Origin of the sequence: Streptomyces sp. NPDC004435 (genome assembly GCF_042873895.1) — a bacterium.
Classification (GTDB): Bacteria; Actinomycetota; Actinomycetes; order Streptomycetales; family Streptomycetaceae; genus Streptomyces.
The window spans coordinates 45,833-60,692 of record NZ_JBIAMB010000001.1 but is presented as its reverse complement, the minus strand read 5'-3'; the positions used below and the strand labels follow the sequence as shown (position 1 = coordinate 60,692).

The window sequence follows — 14,860 nt, the reverse complement described above, 5'->3', positions numbered from 1 at the left end:
GTATCGATTCCCGGTCCGGGTTTCGGAATGTGATCTCAGATGCTGGATGTTTTCTGACCGAGGGCCGGACCGACCGCCTGGCTCGGCGTGTAGAGGACGGTCGGGGCGCCGGTCCTGGGGTGCGGGACGACGTCGGCTTCCACCCCGTAGACGGCCGCGAGGAGTTCGGGGGTGAGGACCTCTTCCGGGGTGCCGCCGGTGACGACCCGGCCGGCTTCGAGGACGTAGATCCGGTCGCAGTGGGCGGCGGCGAGGTTGAGGTCGTGGAGCGCCAGGAGGTTGGTGGTGCCCAGGGTGCGGACCAGGGCGAGGACGTCCATCTGGTGGCGGATGTCGAGGTGGTTCGTCGGTTCGTCGAGGACGAGGAGCTCGGGTTCCTGGACGAGGGCGCGGGCGACCAGGGCACGCTGGCGTTCGCCGCCGGAGAGGGTCGGGTAGGCGCGGTCGGCGAGCGCGGTGAGGCCGACGCGGGCGAGGGCGGCGTCGGTGCGGGCCGCGTCGACGGCGGTGTCGCCCTCCCAGAACCGCTTGTGCGGGGAGCGGCCGAGGGTGACGAGTTCGCGGACGGTGACCTCGAATTCGAGGGTGGAGTCCTGCGGGACGGTGGCCACCCGTCGGGCGCGGGCCTTGGGGCCGAGGGCGCGCAGGTCGGCGCCGTCGAGCAGGGCGCGGCCCGCGGTGGGGGCGAGGGTGCCGTAGACGCAGCGCAGGAGGGTGGTCTTGCCGCTGCCGTTGGGGCCGATGAGGCCGACGGTCTCGCCGGGGCGGGCGGTGAGGTGGGCGTCGCGGAGCCGGTGCTCGTACGAGAGGCCCTCGATGCGCAGTCCGGTCACAAGGCGGCTCCTTCGGGGCGGCGGCGCATCAGCCAGAGGAAGAGCGGGCCGCCGGTGAGGGCGGTGAGGACGCCGACGGGGATGTCCTGGGGGGCGGCGACGGTGCGGGCGCCGAGGTCGGCGACGACGAGGGCGACGGCTCCGCCGAGGGCGGCGACGGGCAGCAGCCGGCGGTGTGGTGCTCCGACGAGGAGGCGGGCGGCGTGCGGGACCATCAGGCCGATGAAGCCGACGGCGCCACTGGCGGCGACCATCACGGCGGTGACGAGGGAGGCGAGGAGGAAGACGGCGGCGCGGAAGCGTCCGGTGTCGAGGCCGAGGACGGTGGCGCCCTCGTCGCCGGTGAGCAGGAGGTCGAGCGGTCGGGCGAGGGCGAGCAGGACGCCGGTGCCGAGGACCAGGACGGCGGCGGGCAGCACGAGGGTGTCCCAGCGGGCGGAGCCGAGGCCGCCGAAGGACCAGTAGAGGGCTTCCTGGAAGTGCTCGGGGCGGGCGGCGGCGACCAGGATGAGGGTGGTGAGGGCGGTGAGGATGTACGAGACGGCGACGCCGGCGAGGACGAGCCGGGGTCCGGTCATGGTGGAGCCGCGGCGGGCCAGCGCGTAGACGAGGACGAGGGCGACGAGGGAGCCGGCGAAGGCGCCGGCGGGCAGGGCGAGGGTGGTGGTGAGCCCGCCGCCGATGCCGAGGACCAGGACGAGGACGGCGCCGGTGGAGGCCCCGGAGGAGATCCCGAGCAGGAAGGGGTCGGCGAGCCGGTTGCGGACGAGGGCCTGGAGGACGGTCCCGACGACCGCGAGCCCGGCGCCGACGACGATCCCGAGGATCACCCGGGGCAGCCGGACGTCGAGCACGATGGTGCGGTACGGGGAGGGGTCCGCGCGCCCGGTGAGGGCTTCGAGCACCTGGCCGGGCGGGATCCGTACGGAGCCGAGCGCGAGGGAGCCGAGCACGGCGGCGGCGAGGGCGGCGAGCAGCCCGGCGACGACGAGGGCGTACCGGCCCCGGCCGGGCGTCGCCGCCGCCGGAGGGGCCGGGGCGGCGGCGACGGCGGTCATCGGCCGGTGGCCGGGTGGAGCTGGGCGGCGAGCTTGTCGACGGCGGCGGGGACGCGGACGCCGAGGACGGTGTCGGAGAGCGGGAGGACGGCGAAGCGGCGGTTCTTGACGGCGGGGACGTCCTTGAGGGCGGGGTCGTCGAGGAGGCGCTTCTTCTTCTGCTCGACGGTGGTGGAGCCGTAGTCGTAGATGACGATGACCTCGGGCTTGCGGGCGACGACCTGTTCCCAGGCGGCGTCGCCGAAGGCCTTGGGGAGGTCGGCGAAGACGTTGCGGCCGCCGGCCCGGCTGATGAGCTCGTTGCCGATGCCCTTGCCGCCGGCGGTGAAGGCGGTCTTGTCGCCGCTGTCGTAGACGAAGACGGAGACGGGGTCGAGGCCGCCGAGGCGCTTCTCGGTGGCGGCGACGGTGGCGCGGGCCTCCTTGTTCCACTTCTCGGCCCGGTCGGGGACGCCGAAGGTGCGGCCGACCTCGGTGACCTCGCGGTAGAGGTCGTCGACGGAGGGGGTGCCGGCGGGGCAGGACTCGCTGTTGAGGCGGGTGGTGATGCCGGCCTCGGCCAGGTCGTCGCGGCCGCGGCCGTCCTTGGCGTCGAAGGCGGAGGCGTAACCGCCGTAGACGAAGTCGGGGTTCGCGGCGAGCAGCGCCTCCTTGGAGGGGTACTCCTTGGAGAGGACGGGGACCGAGTCGTACGCCTTCTGGTAGGCGGGCAGGATCGCGTCGTCGAGGTAGGCGGTGCCGGCGAGGGACTTCTCCAGGCCGAGGGCCAGGAGGATCTCGGTGACGTGCTGGTTCATGGTGACCGCGCGCTTCGGCGGGGCCTGGAAGGTGGTGGTCTCGCCGCAGTTGGTGACGGTGTACGGGAAGCCGGGGGCGGGCTTCGCGGCGTCCTGGGTGCTCGCGGGGCCGGCGCAGGCGGCGAGCAGGGGCAGCAGGGCGGTGGCGGCGAGCAGCCGGGGGCGCCGGGTCATGGCGAGGGCCTCCTCCGGGGATTTCCACGTCCCCGATCGGTGGTGAGAAGGCGGCAGGTCAGTTCCTGGCTTCCACGCGGGGTGGTCACAGTGGCGGGACCGCGCCGGATTCGCACCGGCTTCCTGGTTCCTGCCGCCCTGAAGGTCGGGGTCAGACTACTCGTACGCCTCGACGACCTTGACGTCCTCCTCGGTCACGACGCCGTCGACGATCGTGTAGGAGCGGAACTGGAAGGGTCCGGCGGCGTCGGTGTCGGCGGTGGAGACGAGCACGTAGTGGGCGCCGGGCTCGTTGGCGTAGGTGATGTCGGTGCGGGAGGGGTACGCCTCGGTCGCCGTGTGCGAGTGGTAGATGATCACGGGTTCCTCGTCCCGGTCGTCCATCTCGCGGTAGAGCTTGAGGAGGTCGGCGGAGTCGAACTCGTAGAAGGTGGGCGAGCGGGCGGCGTTGAGCATCGGGATGAACCGCTCGGGGCGGCCCGAGCCGACCGGCCCGGCGACGACGCCGCAGGCCTCGTCGGGGTGGTCCGCGCGGGCGTGTTCCACGATCCGGTCGTACAGGTCCCGGGTGATGGTCAGCATGCCGACAGGATAAGCAGACGGGCCGCTCCGTACCGAGGGTTGGTACGGAGCGGCCCGGATGCCGAGACGGTGCTGGTCAGGAGCGCTTGACGAAGGCGGCGCCCTCGGGGTTGCGGGCCTTGAGCACCAGGTAGGAGACGGTGAGGATCAGGCCCCAGACGGGGGCGCAGTAGAGCGAGACGCGGGCGCCCTCGTCGATGCCCATCATCACGATGACCATGCCGATGAAGAGGAGCGCGAACCAGCTCGTCCAGGGGGCGCCGGGGGCCTTGAAGGTGGACTCGGGCAGTTCGCCCCGGTCGCACTTGCGGCGGTAGCGGATCTGGCTGACGAGGATCATGATCCAGGCCCACATGCCGGAGATGGTGGCGAAGGAGACGACGTACTCGAAGGCCTTGCCCGGGGCGACGTAGTTGATCCAGACGCCGACGAGCATGAGCGCGGCGGAGAAGGTCAGGCCGAGGAGCGGGGTGCCGCCCTTGGTGAGGCGGGTGAAGACCTTCGGGCCCTGGCCGTTGAGCGCGAGGTCGCGCAGCATGCGGCCGGTGGAGTACATGCCGGAGTTGCAGGAGGAGAGCGCGGCCGTCAGGACGACGAAGTTGACGATGGCGGCGCCGACGCCGAGGCCCATCTTCTCGAAGGCGGCGACGAACGGGGAGACGCCCGGCTGGAACTCGGTCCACGGGACGACCGAGAGGATCATGATCAGGGCGCCGACGTAGAAGACGGCGATGCGCCACGGCACGGTGTTGATGGCCTTGGGCAGGACGGTCTTCGGGTCCTTGGACTCGCCCGCGGTGACGCCGACGAGTTCGACGGCGAGGAAGGCGAACATCACGATCTGGAGGGTCATCAGCGTGGAGCCGACGCCGTTGGGGAAGAAGCCGCCCTGGTTCCAGAGGTGGGCCACGGTGGCGGTGTCACCGGCGTCGGAGAAGCCGACGGTGAGGATGCCGGCGCAGATCAGGATCATGCCGATGATGGCGGTGACCTTGACCATGGAGAACCAGAACTCCAGCTCGCCGAAGAGCTTCACGGAGATCAGGTTGGCGCCGTAGAGGATCACGGTGAAGACGAGGGCGGAGATCCATTGCGGGATGTCCCACCAGTACGTCATGTAGGTGGCCGCGGCGGTGACCTCGGTGATGCCGGTGACGACCCAGAAGAGCCAGTACGTCCAGCCGGTGACGAAGCCCGCGAAGGGGCCGACGAACTCGCGGGCGTACTCCGCGAAGGAGCCCGACACCGGGCGGTACATGAGCAGTTCGCCCAGGGCCCGCATGATGAAGAAGATGACCAGACCGGCGATCGCGTACGCCAGGATGAGGCTGGGTCCGGCCTTGTGGATGGCCTTGCCGGCGCCGAGGAAGAGCCCGGTGCCGATCGCGCCGCCGATGGCGATCATCTGGATCTGGCGGGCGCCGAGGCCACGCTGGTAGCCCTCGCCGCCGTCCACGGCCCCGTCGGTGCCGTCGTTCTGCTTGTCGACCTGCACTGAGGTCATGGTGGTGCGCCTTTCTCCATGCTGATCCGCGCGACATCGAGTGCGTCTGCTGCGGATCAGGTCCTGATCCCCCCGGATATGGATGGAGTGCCACCGGCGGTCAGCCGGCTGGGGCGCCCTCGGGAACAGGGGTGGCGTGCCCGAGCGGTCGTGAAGATTTATCACGGTCCGGGGCACGTTCGACGGAGTTGGGTGTGGTGCGCGCCACAAATAAATACGGACAAGAGGGATACAAGACGGCAAGGTGTTCGCTCGGATAACGAGTTCGTTATCTGGATTTGAGCGTCCGCTGAGCGAACACCCGAGGACGGGCACCCGTCAGGACATCAGCGTCTCGACCAACGACTCCTGGAGCGCGCCGAGCCAGAGGTACGCCATCACCATCGGCTTGCGCGGATCGCTGTCCGGCAGCCGGTAGAGCCGCTCGCTCTCCTCGTCCTCGGTGATGTCGAGCCGGGTGGCGATGGTCAGCCGCAGGTCGTTGAGGGTGCCGAGCCAGGCCCGGGACTCGTCCGGGGTCAGCTTCAGGAGGGCGGACTCCTCCGGTCCCCCGCTGCTCAGTCCGTCCAGGGCGCGGACCACCGCGAGGGCGTCCTCGCGCTTGCGGGCCCGCAGGTCGTTCTCGGTGAAGCGGCGGAAGTCGGCCGCGGCGGCCCGCAGCTCCTCGGTGTCGTCCCCGTAGGCGTCGGGGAAGAGCCGGCGCAGGGCGGGGTCGGACGGGGGCTCGCTGGGGCCCTCGGCGAAGAGGGCGGCGAGCGGGTCGGCGTCCGCCTCGGGTTCGTCGCCCGGCCCGATCAGCTCCAGGAGCTGGACGGAGAGGGAGCGCAGGATGGAGACCTCGACCTGGTCGAGGGCGACGGCCGCTCCGCCGCCCGGGACGGCCTCGAAGTGGCCGGCCATCAGCCGCGGTCCTGGGTGAGCGTCGCCCACAGTCCGTAGCCGTGCATCGCCTGCACGTCCCGTTCCATCTCCTCGCGGGTGCCGCTGGAGACCACCGCGCGGCCCTTGTTGTGCACGTCGAGCATCAGCTTGTGCGCCTTGTCCTTCGAGTAACCGAAATACGACTGGAAGACGTAGGTGACATAGCTCATCAGGTTCACCGGGTCGTTGTGCACGAGGGTGACCCAGGGGACGTCGGGCTCGACGACCGCGGAGACCTCCTCGGCCGACTCGGTCCGTTCGATCTCGATAGGCGCGATGCTCACTCGTCCCATGCTGCCACCCGGGCCCCCCCGTCGCACAAACGGGCCACCTCGGAGAGGCCGCCCGGCGCAGTATTCGTCAAACTGACGAATACTGCGCTAGCATCGTCGGCATGAACGCTGCGGACCTTGGGCTCCCGGTGGACGTGCCGTCGACCGCGCTCTTCACCGACCAGTACGAGCTCACCATGCTCCAGGCGGCCCTCCGGGCCGGCACCGCCGACCGGCGCTCCGTCTTCGAGGTCTTCACCCGAAGGCTGCCGGAGGGCCGGCGGTACGGCGTCCTCGCCGGCGTCGGCCGGGTGCTGGACGCCGTCGAGAACTTCCGCTTCGACCCGGCCGTGCTCGGCTTCCTGCGCGAGCGGTCGATCGTCGACGAGCCGACCCTCGAATGGCTCGCCGGATACCGCTTCTCCGGCGACATCTGGGGATACCCCGAGGGGGAGGTGTACTTCCCCGGCTCCCCCGTGCTGCGGGTCGAGGGCTCCTTCGCCGAGTGCGTGCTCCTGGAGACGGTGATCCTCTCGATCCTCAACCACGACTCGGCCATCGCCGCGGCCGCCTCCCGGATGTCGGCGGCGGCCGGCGGCCGGCGCCTGATCGAGATGGGCGCCCGCCGCACCCACGAGCTGGCCGCCGTCGCCGCCTCCCGCGCCGCCTACGTCGGCGGCTTCGACTCGACCTCCGACCTCGCCGCGGGCTTCCGCTACGGCATCCCGACCGTCGGCACCTCCGCGCACGCCTTCACCCTGCTCCACGACAGCGAGCGGGACGCCTTCCGGGCCCAGGTCGACAGCCTCGGCCGGGGCACCACCCTCCTCGTCGACACCTACGACGTGGCGGAGGCCGTCCGCACCGCCGTCGAGATCGCCGGGCCCGAGCTCGGCGCCGTCCGCATCGACTCCGGCGACCTGCTGCTCGTCGCCCACCGGGTCCGGGCCCAGCTGGACGAGCTCGGCGCCCGGGACACCCGGATCGTGGTCACCTCCGACCTCGACGAGTACGCCATCGCCTCGCTGGCCGCCGCGCCGGTCGACGCGTACGGCGTGGGCACCCAGCTCGTCACCGGCAGCGGCCACCCCACCTGCTCCATGGTCTACAAGCTGGTCGCCCGGGCCGCCTCGGCCGACCCGAAGGCCCCGCTGGTCCCGGTCGCCAAGAAGTCGCTGGGCGGCAAGGCGTCCGTCGGCGGCCGCAAGTGGGCGGCGCGCCGCAGGGACGCCGAGGGCGTCGCCGTGGCAGAGGTGATCGGCACCGGCCCGGTCCCCGACGCGCTCGCCGCCGACCAGCTGCTGGTCGAGCTGGTCAAGGGCGGCGAGGTGGTCGCCCGGGAGCCCCTGGAGGCCGCCCGCGCCCGCCACATCGCGGCCCGCGCCGGCCTGCCGATGTCGGCGATCCAGCTCTCCCGCGGCGAGCCGGTGCTCCCGACGGAGTACATCTAGAGACAGAGCCCGGGAGAGACCCGGCAGAGCGTGGAGGCGTTCCCCTCCCCATCCGGAGGGGAAGTCTCTAGGCTCGTCCCATCCCATCCGACCACCCGAGGACACCCGCCATGCACCGCGCACTGATCGTCGTGGACGTACAGAACGACTTCTGCGAAGGCGGCAGCCTCGCGGTGACGGGCGGCGCGGACGTCGCCGCCGCCATCACCGAGCTCGTGGGCGAGGCGGCGGGCGCCGCCTACCGGCACGTCGTCGCGACCCGGGACCACCACATCGACCCGGGGGCCCACTTCGCCCCGGACGGCGAGGCCCCGGACTACGTCAGCTCCTGGCCGCGGCACTGCGTCGCCGGCACCGAGGGCGTCGGCTTCCACCCGAACTTCGCCCCCGCCGTCGCCGGCGGCGCGGTGCAGGCCGTCTTCGACAAGGGCGCCTACGACGCCGCGTACAGCGGCTTCGAGGGGCAGGACGAGAACGGGCGGACGCTGGCGCGGTGGCTGCGCGAGCGGGACGTCACCGAGGTCGACGTGGTGGGCATCGCCACCGACCACTGCGTCCGGGCCACCGCCCTGGACGCGGCCCGCGAGGGCTTCCGCACCCGGGTCCTGCTCGACCTGACGGCCGGAGTCGCCCGCGAGACGACCGAGCGTGCCCTCGTGGAGCTCCGCGAGGCCGGGGTGGAACTCTCCGGCGTCCCCGTCGTCGGCTAGCCGCAGGGGACCCGTCAGGCGGCGGGGGCCTGCGGGAGGGTTCTGGCCGGGTGCCACAGCTCCTGTGCGGCGCCCGGCGCGGATCTCCACAGCAGCCCGTCCGGGTGGTGCAGGACGGCCGTGATCTCGTCCGGGGTGGGCGGCTCGGCGTTCCCCCGCAGGTAAACCGACCGCAGGCCCAGGTTTCGGAGCCTGGTCAGGGCCCTGGCGCGGTTCGCGGCGTGGACGAGGAAGCGTACGTTCGCGCCGTCCCCGGCCGGACTGGGCAGTCCTATCGCGACCACCACGCTGCCTCCCGGCAACTTGCAGAACCCTCCACCGGGCATGCGGAACCACTCCCCCGTGAGCCGACTGTCAATAAGGAGTCCATGAGAACTCGGTCAGCTGCACCTAAACACGATCGGCCGCCGCCCGCTAGAGGGCGACGGCCGATCATGCTTTGACCTGCTGTTTTACCGAAACGCTAGTCGATCAACGAGTCGACGGGCCCACCTGGACCGTGACCGTCTGGCCGTTCGACGGCTCCTTGACGACCTGGATCTTGGTGTTGGTGTCAGTGACCTTGACGCCGGCGCGCTCGGTCTCCGGGTACCAGTACGTGCCCTTGCGGTCGTCGAAGACCGGGTTGCCCGGCTGCGAGCGGACCCAGGTCGGGACGTCGGCCTTGTGCAGACGGAAAGCGTCCGTCCGGTACGTTCCGAAGGTCGAGTCGTACGCCTGGACGCGGTTGCGCATCAGCGTGCCGTCGTTGTACTTCAGCGGCGTCGGGTGGGCGTCGATCGGAAGGATCAGGCCCTCACCCGGGTGGGCGGAGGTGTTGTTGTCCTTCTGGGACAGGTCCCACTTCCAGATGAGCAGACCGTTCTGGTACGGGTAGTGCTCGACCCAGCTCGCCTTGTCCCCGGTGAAGCCGAAGTTGTACGGGCCGACCTTGAGGGTGGCGTCGTACGAGACGTACTGACGGTTCTCCGCGATGTAGTACTGCTCGTACTCCTTCGTGAAGCCCTTGCCCATCCGCGTGAAGCCCTTGGCCGTCCAGCCGTTGTCACCGTTCTCCGCGTTGTCGGAGAAGACGGTGGCGCCGTCGGCGGTCAGCGTGATGGCGTCGGCCGCGAAGCCCTTGAGCGCCAGGCCGCCGTCCGTCTGGTAGCGGAAGCGGAGGTCGAACTTCTTGCCCGCGTAGGACGAGAGGTCGAAGGAGAGCGACTTGTAGCCGCCGGAGACGCTGGACAGCGCCGGGGTGCCGGCCGCGTCACGGTCGATCGGCTTGCCGTCGGCCGTGCCGTCCAGGGCGGTCCAGTTGGCGCCGCCGTCCGTCGACACCTCGGTGTAGAGGTAGTCGTACTCGGCCTCGATGTCGTACCAGCCCTTGTAGGTCAGGGTGGCGGACGACTTGCCGGTCAGGTCGACCGGGCGGGTGAGGGTGTTCTTGAGGTCGTCGCCCATGCCGGACCACCACTGGGTCGCGCCCTCGGCGGGGGCGACGATGTCGGTGGTGACGGCCTTCTTCGGCAGCTCGACGAGGAGTGCCTGCGGGTTCTTGGTGTTGTACTCCGAGACGCCCAGCTTGTGGGTGGACTTGGACGCGCGCTGCTCGTTGCTCACCTTGGTGTAGTTGAGCCAGCCGAGCTGGAGCTTGTCCCAGGAGTTCATGTCGCCCGGCATGTCGCCGATGGAGTCCTTGCCCAGGCCCAGCCAGGAGCCGGAGGACATCAGCGACCAGAAGCCGGTCGAGTTCTCGCCGCCCGCGGTGTCGTACAGGTCCGGCAGGCCGAGGTCGTGGCCGTACTCGTGGGCGAAGACGCCGAGGCCGCCGTTCTCGGGCTGCATCGTGTAGTCGCCGACCCAGATGCCGGTGTCGCCGATCGGGGTGCCGCCGGCCTTGTTGTTCGCCGGGCCGGTCTTGCCCGCGCTGGTGCCGTAGGCGTACCAGCGGTGGGCCCACAGGGCGTCGGTCGCCTGGGCGCCGCCGCCGGCCGACTCGTCCTCGCCCGCGTGGACGATCTGGAAGTGGTCGATGTAGCCGTCGGCCTCGTTGAAGTTGCCGTCGGCGTCGAAGTCGTAGCGGTCCCACTGGTCGTAGGCGGCCATGTCGGCCTTGATCTGGGCGTCGGTCCTGCCCTTGGCCTTCTGGTCGGCGACCCAGGCGTCGACGCCGTCGCGCACGGTGTCCCACACGTTGGCGCAGTTGGTCTGGCCGCAGTAGTTGGAGCCGTAACGGGCCTCGTTGTACGGGACCTTGACCCAGTCGGAGACCATGCCGTCGACCGAGTAGCGGCCGGACGAGGTGCGCTCGTAGTAGGTCTTCAGGGACTGCTTCTGCTGACCGGTCTTCTTGTCCTTGCCGGTGCCGAAGTACAGGTCCTGGAAGTGCTTCTGGTTGTAGTCCGCCTGCCAGGCCGTCGAGTTGTCCTTCTTGCGGTCCGGCTGGGCTATCTGGTTGTGCAGGGGGCCGGGCGTGCCGCCGAACTTCGGCTTCAGCTCGTCCGTGTCGTCGTCCTTGCGGTCGACGAGGGTGGTGGTGTCCACCTGGTCGCCGAACTCGACGAGGATGGTGAAGATCTTGTCGGTCTTCTCGCGGCCGAGCTCGACGTACTTCTTCGCGTCGAGCTTGACGACCTTGGAGCCGCCGCGGTTCTCGACCTTGGCGTCGCCCTTCAGGACCTGCTCCAGGGCGGCCTTGCGCTGCTGCGCCTGCTGCTTGCTGAAGGGGCCGTCGAGGTCGTGGTCGACCGTGGTCTTGTCCGGACCGTGGCCGTGGTCGTGCCCGGGGGCCGGATCGTGGCGGACGTCCGCCGCGGAGACCCTGCCGTTGTCGTTCGCCCAGGCGGTGCCGAAGGTCGAGGCGGTGGCGGCGGTGGCCGCGAGCGCCACGACGACCGCGGACGCCCGAATCGCCCGTCGTCTGTTGGTCACTTGGTGTCGTTCCTCCCCGGCGCCCACGCCTCGGGACCAGGAGGTGGGGTGTCCCGTCCGGCAGGGCGCGCGTCACAAGTGACGACATTCGACCGGAGGGAGCCGAGAAAAGACAGATCTTGACTTGCACACACCAAGTGCACTATGCGGGGATCGAAATCCGATATGCGGACGGTCAAGTCGGGTAAAGAAAGGGAAAGTTCGGGTGTTCCGGCGGCATCCCGCCCGCTCCGCACCCGTCCGTGCGACCCGTGCGCCCCCCGTGCTCCGGCACCGTGGGTCAGGTCACGCTTACCCGTCGTTCCCGCCGGGCATCGAGCGTCGTAGAGTCGACCGGAAGTCCGGAGGGGCGGTATCCGTCATGCAGCGTCCGAACGCAGCGCAGTACGCCTACGGTTCGGCCGTCGTGGTCCTCGCGACCGCCGCGCTCCTGCTCCTGACCGGCGCCACCGGGCCGCCCGGCATCGCCGCGGCCTGTCTCGCCGGACTGCTGCTCGGCGTTCTCGTGGCGGTGACGATGCCGGGAGCGGCGCGGCGCGTCAAGACCCCCGACGCCCCCGACGCCCCCGGCGCGAGCCCGGGGAACGACGCGGTCCGGGTACCGGCCGCGCAGGTGGGCGCGGGAGCCGATACCCGGACCGGAGCGTGAGGGACCGTCCGTCCGCCGGCGGCTACCGCGCCGCCGTGACGACCACCGTCTTCGCCGCCTTGTCGTGCAGACCCTGCTTGTAGGGCTTGTCGACCAGGATCAGGATCAGGATGAGCAGCGGCCACAGGCAGGCGCAGCAGACCAGCGCGGGCAGCCAGAGCACGACGGCGCGCAGCAGGGACTGGCTCATGGGGGGCGTGGAGCCGTCGTTGAGCATGGCCACGCGCAGTTTCATCAGCCGCTTGCCGAGGGTCTGCCCGTTCTGCGCCGTGAGCACGGTGTCGTAGGCGACGTAGGCGACGATCGTGAGCAGCTGGAAGACGAGCGAGCTGCCGCCGGTCACGGCGTCCTGGAAGTCGGTGTCGTCCCGGGTGGCCCGGTCGTAGATGTCGAAGGGGATGCCGATGATCGCCAGCGGCACCGCGACGATCACCCAGTCGACGAGCCGGGCGAGGATCCGGCGCCCGGTCTCGGCGAGCGGCGGCATCCCGGAGAGCGGGTCGGTGCCGCCGTAGCCCCCGCCGTAGCCGCCGTACGGGGGCGGGGGCGGGTACGGGGAGTCGTACGGGCTCCCCGGGGGCGGCGAGCCCGGGGGCGGCGAGCCCGGCGGCGGGGAGCCCGGCGGCGGGGAGCCCGGCGGCGGGTCCTGGGGCCGCTTGCTGAACGGGTCGTCGTCGGGGGGCGGGCCGGGCGGCGGCTGGTCGGTGCTCATGGGGGCATCGCATCCCGGCCACCGGGGGCCCGCAACGGATGGGCCCCCGTTCGAGGGACCTGATCCCCCGGCAGGTCGGCGTCAGGCCCTGGCGACGAAGGTGCCGGCCGCCTTGTCGTGCCAGCACTGGCGCCACGGGCGGTCGAAGACGCACCAGAGCACGTTGAGGACGCCGATCACCAGCAGGCCGAGGAAGGTGTAGAGGAACCAGCGGCGCAGCGACCGGCCGAAGGTCGGCGGTTCGTGCGCCTCGATGTCCCTGACCTGGATCCCGCACAGCTTCTTGCCGAGCGTGCGGCCCCACTTGGCCGTGGGCAGCGCCTCGTAGAGCACGCCGAGGACGAGCAGCAGACCGAGCGCGATGCCGAACTGGACCGAGGTGGTGCCGTCGACCAGCCAGACCTGGACGGTGACGCCGGACCGCTTGGCCGCGTCGATCTTCTCCTGGATGTGGTCGAGCGCGGCGGTGACGAAGGGGAAGCCCGCGCCGACCGCCATCGCGCCGAGGAGGAGGGTGTCGACCAGCCGGGCGAGGAGCCGGCGGCCGAGTCCCGCCGGCGGCGCGGAGGACTGCTCGCGGACGGCCTGGAGGAAGGGGTCCTCGACGGGCGGCTTCCACGGCACGACCGGCTGCTGCGCCTGCTGTCCCTGCTGCGCCCGCTGTTCCGGGGTGGCGGGCTGCTGCGGCTGCGGCTGCGCCCAGGAGGGCGCGGGGGCCGGAGCGGGGGCGGGGGCCGGAGCCGGGGCGGGCTGGGGGTGCGCGTAGGGCTGCGGGTGGGGCTGGGGCTGGGGCTGGGGTTGTACGGGCGCGGGGGCCGGGGCGGGGGCCTCGTGGACGGGGGCCGGGGCCGGGGCGGGTGCTTCGTGGACGGGCGCGGGGGTGACCGGCATCCCGCCGAGGCGCGCGGGGGCGCTCGCGAGCCGGGGGTCCGCGGCGGGGGCCTCGGCCTGCGCGGGTGCGGCGGGCCACTCGACCGGGGACCTCGGGTCGGGCACGGCGGGCGCGGGCGCCGGCTCGGCGGCGGGCGCGGGCGCGGTGGGCTGGGGCGTGCCCCAGGCGGCCGGCTGCCGGTCCTGTCCGCCCGCGGGGGCGGACTGCCGTGAGGCGTCGGCGCGCCATGCGGCGGCCGGTTCCCGTACGGGAGGCTCCTCGTCGAAGAAGACCGGTCCGGTCTCCTCGACGGCGGCGACGGCGGGGACCGGGGCCGGGGCCGGGCCGGGTTCGGGGGAGGGCGCCGGCACCGGGGCCGGCGCGGGGCTCGGGGCGAGGACCGGCCCGGCCGGCATGGCCGACGCGGGCGGGACCGGTGCGCCCTCGCCGTCCTTCGGGGCGGGCCGGCTCGTACCGGGCACCCAGGAGCCGCCGTTCCAGTACCGGATGTATCCGGGGATCGACGGATCGGGGTAGTACCCCGCCTGCGGTACCTCGCCGCCGCCTCCGGGAGGAGTAGCCACTGCCCCGACTCCGTTCAGTCACAACGTTCCGTCACCACACTAAGGAGGCACAGTAACGAAGAACACCGCCGAGGGAAGAAAGAGCCCGCGAGAAAGGCCGCCTTCGGGCGACACGGGCCGGAATCGCTCACTCCACGTGAGGTTCGGGCCCGCAGATCGAGGGAACGAGGGCCCGAACGGGAGGGGTGGGCAGGGGTCCGGCGGGGTCCGGCGGGGGTCCGGAAAAAACTTCCCGAAAAAACTTCCCGAAGTCGCGTAATGAACCGCGGGGACCGCGCTCTCTCCAGGTGAAGGCCCGTCCGGGGCCCCCACCCGAGAGGCAGCAGCCATGCGGAACAACACCGAGCCCACCACCGTCGAGCGCGAGCTGGAGCTGAAGCTGGTCCTGTCCCCCGAGCGCTCGGTCCCGGTGCCGGCCCGGCTGGCCTACCGCACGGACGATCCGTACGCCGTGCACATGACCTTCCACATCGGCTCCGACCACCCGGTGAACTGGACCTTCGCCCGTGAACTCCTCGTCGAGGGCGTCTTCCGGGCGTGCGGTCACGGGGACGTGCGGATCTGGCCGACCAAGCTCGACGGGCGCAGCGTCATCCTGATGGCCCTCTCCTCGCCCGACGGCGACGCGCTCCTGGAGGCGCCGTCGGCGCAGGTGTCCGCCTGGCTGGAGCGGACCCTGCGCACGGTGCCGCCGGGCACGGAGTCGGAGCGTCTGGGCATCGACGACGGGCTGGCGGAGCTGCTGGCGACCACGGTGGTCGGCGACGACCTGTGGCTGCGCGACCCGTGGCCGTCGGACGAGTCGCAGGACGGCGAGCTGTGAACC

At 71.6% G+C, this 14,860-nt stretch carries 15 protein-coding genes and 1 riboswitch; of the genes, 4 read left to right on the top strand and 11 right to left on the bottom strand.

What is annotated here, in order from left to right; genetic code table 11:
* Nucleotides 1-35: 35 nt before the first annotated feature.
* The 7 genes from ACFYT9_RS00285 to clpS form a co-directional block, all read right to left on the bottom strand.
* Complete coding sequence (locus tag ACFYT9_RS00285) at nucleotides 36-833, bottom strand: ABC transporter ATP-binding protein (protein ID WP_389159968.1); 798 nt, start codon at nucleotides 831-833, stop codon at nucleotides 36-38.
* Nucleotides 830-1,891, bottom strand: coding sequence for a FecCD family ABC transporter permease (locus tag ACFYT9_RS00280; RefSeq protein ID WP_387273727.1), 1,062 nt, complete (start codon nucleotides 1,889-1,891; stop codon nucleotides 830-832). Before ACFYT9_RS00280 ends, ACFYT9_RS00285 begins: the two co-directional genes overlap by 4 nt.
* Nucleotides 1,888-2,862 (bottom strand): ABC transporter substrate-binding protein, encoded by a 975-nt coding sequence (locus tag ACFYT9_RS00275; protein ID WP_387273728.1) that lies wholly within the window; start codon nucleotides 2,860-2,862, stop codon nucleotides 1,888-1,890. Before ACFYT9_RS00275 ends, ACFYT9_RS00280 begins: the two co-directional genes overlap by 4 nt.
* 38 nt (nucleotides 2,863-2,900) lie before the next feature.
* Nucleotides 2,901-3,041: riboswitch (cobalamin riboswitch) on the bottom strand.
* Nucleotides 3,019-3,444: a Mov34/MPN/PAD-1 family protein gene (locus ACFYT9_RS00270; RefSeq protein WP_376604391.1), complete on the bottom strand. Its 426-nt coding sequence runs from the start codon at nucleotides 3,442-3,444 to the stop codon at nucleotides 3,019-3,021. Its footprint overlaps the riboswitch before it by 23 nt.
* 76 nt (nucleotides 3,445-3,520) lie before the next feature.
* Complete coding sequence (locus tag ACFYT9_RS00265; protein ID WP_376604393.1) at nucleotides 3,521-4,948, bottom strand: amino acid permease; 1,428 nt, start codon at nucleotides 4,946-4,948, stop codon at nucleotides 3,521-3,523.
* Nucleotides 4,949-5,266: 318 nt separating this feature from the next.
* Entirely contained in the window at nucleotides 5,267-5,848 is a 582-nt protein-coding gene (locus tag ACFYT9_RS00260) for a DUF2017 domain-containing protein (protein WP_387273731.1), read from the bottom strand.
* Nucleotides 5,848-6,162, bottom strand: a complete 315-nt coding sequence (gene clpS, locus ACFYT9_RS00255; protein ID WP_376604397.1) for an ATP-dependent Clp protease adapter ClpS — start codon at nucleotides 6,160-6,162, stop codon at nucleotides 5,848-5,850. Before clpS ends, ACFYT9_RS00260 begins: the two co-directional genes overlap by 1 nt.
* Before the next feature lie 101 nt (nucleotides 6,163-6,263).
* On the opposite strand from clpS, the gene ACFYT9_RS00250 reads away from it, so the two are divergent.
* Together ACFYT9_RS00250 and ACFYT9_RS00245 are read left to right on the top strand one after the other, a co-directional pair.
* Entirely contained in the window at nucleotides 6,264-7,592 is a 1,329-nt protein-coding gene (locus ACFYT9_RS00250) for a nicotinate phosphoribosyltransferase (protein WP_389159964.1), read from the top strand.
* A 110-nt stretch (nucleotides 7,593-7,702) separates the two neighbouring features.
* The gene (locus tag ACFYT9_RS00245) at nucleotides 7,703-8,302 is read left to right on the top strand and encodes an isochorismatase family protein (protein ID WP_376599085.1); all 600 of its coding nucleotides are present in this window, start codon (nucleotides 7,703-7,705) and stop codon (nucleotides 8,300-8,302) included.
* Between the two features lie 14 nt (nucleotides 8,303-8,316).
* Here ACFYT9_RS00245 and ACFYT9_RS00240 read toward each other — a convergent pair whose 3' ends face one another.
* Together ACFYT9_RS00240 and ACFYT9_RS00235 are read right to left on the bottom strand one after the other, a co-directional pair.
* Nucleotides 8,317-8,628: a hypothetical protein gene (locus ACFYT9_RS00240; RefSeq protein WP_376599087.1), complete on the bottom strand. Its 312-nt coding sequence runs from the start codon at nucleotides 8,626-8,628 to the stop codon at nucleotides 8,317-8,319.
* A gap of 145 nt (nucleotides 8,629-8,773) precedes the next feature.
* Nucleotides 8,774-11,218 carry an immune inhibitor A domain-containing protein gene (locus ACFYT9_RS00235; RefSeq protein WP_389159962.1) on the bottom strand — a complete coding sequence of 815 codons (2,445 nt, stop codon included), beginning with the start codon at nucleotides 11,216-11,218 and terminating at the stop codon, nucleotides 8,774-8,776.
* 361 nt (nucleotides 11,219-11,579) lie between these two features.
* Between ACFYT9_RS00235 and ACFYT9_RS00230 the strand changes: the two genes are divergently transcribed.
* Entirely contained in the window at nucleotides 11,580-11,867 is a 288-nt protein-coding gene (locus tag ACFYT9_RS00230) for a hypothetical protein (RefSeq protein WP_389159960.1), read from the top strand.
* 22 nt (nucleotides 11,868-11,889) lie between these two features.
* Here the strand turns inward: ACFYT9_RS00230 and ACFYT9_RS00225 are convergent, their stop codons facing one another.
* Entirely contained in the window at nucleotides 11,890-12,579 is a 690-nt protein-coding gene (locus tag ACFYT9_RS00225) for an RDD family protein (RefSeq protein ID WP_389159958.1), read from the bottom strand.
* Nucleotides 12,580-12,660: 81 nt separating this feature from the next.
* On the bottom strand, nucleotides 12,661-14,034 hold the full coding sequence (locus tag ACFYT9_RS00220; RefSeq protein ID WP_389159956.1) for an RDD family protein: 1,374 nt from the start codon (nucleotides 14,032-14,034) through the stop codon (nucleotides 12,661-12,663).
* A gap of 328 nt (nucleotides 14,035-14,362) precedes the next feature.
* Here ACFYT9_RS00220 and ACFYT9_RS00215 point away from each other — a divergent pair, with 328 nt between their 5' ends.
* Nucleotides 14,363-14,857: an SsgA family sporulation/cell division regulator gene (locus tag ACFYT9_RS00215; protein ID WP_376599096.1), complete on the top strand. Its 495-nt coding sequence runs from the start codon at nucleotides 14,363-14,365 to the stop codon at nucleotides 14,855-14,857.
* The last annotated feature ends 3 nt before the right edge of the window (nucleotides 14,858-14,860 follow it).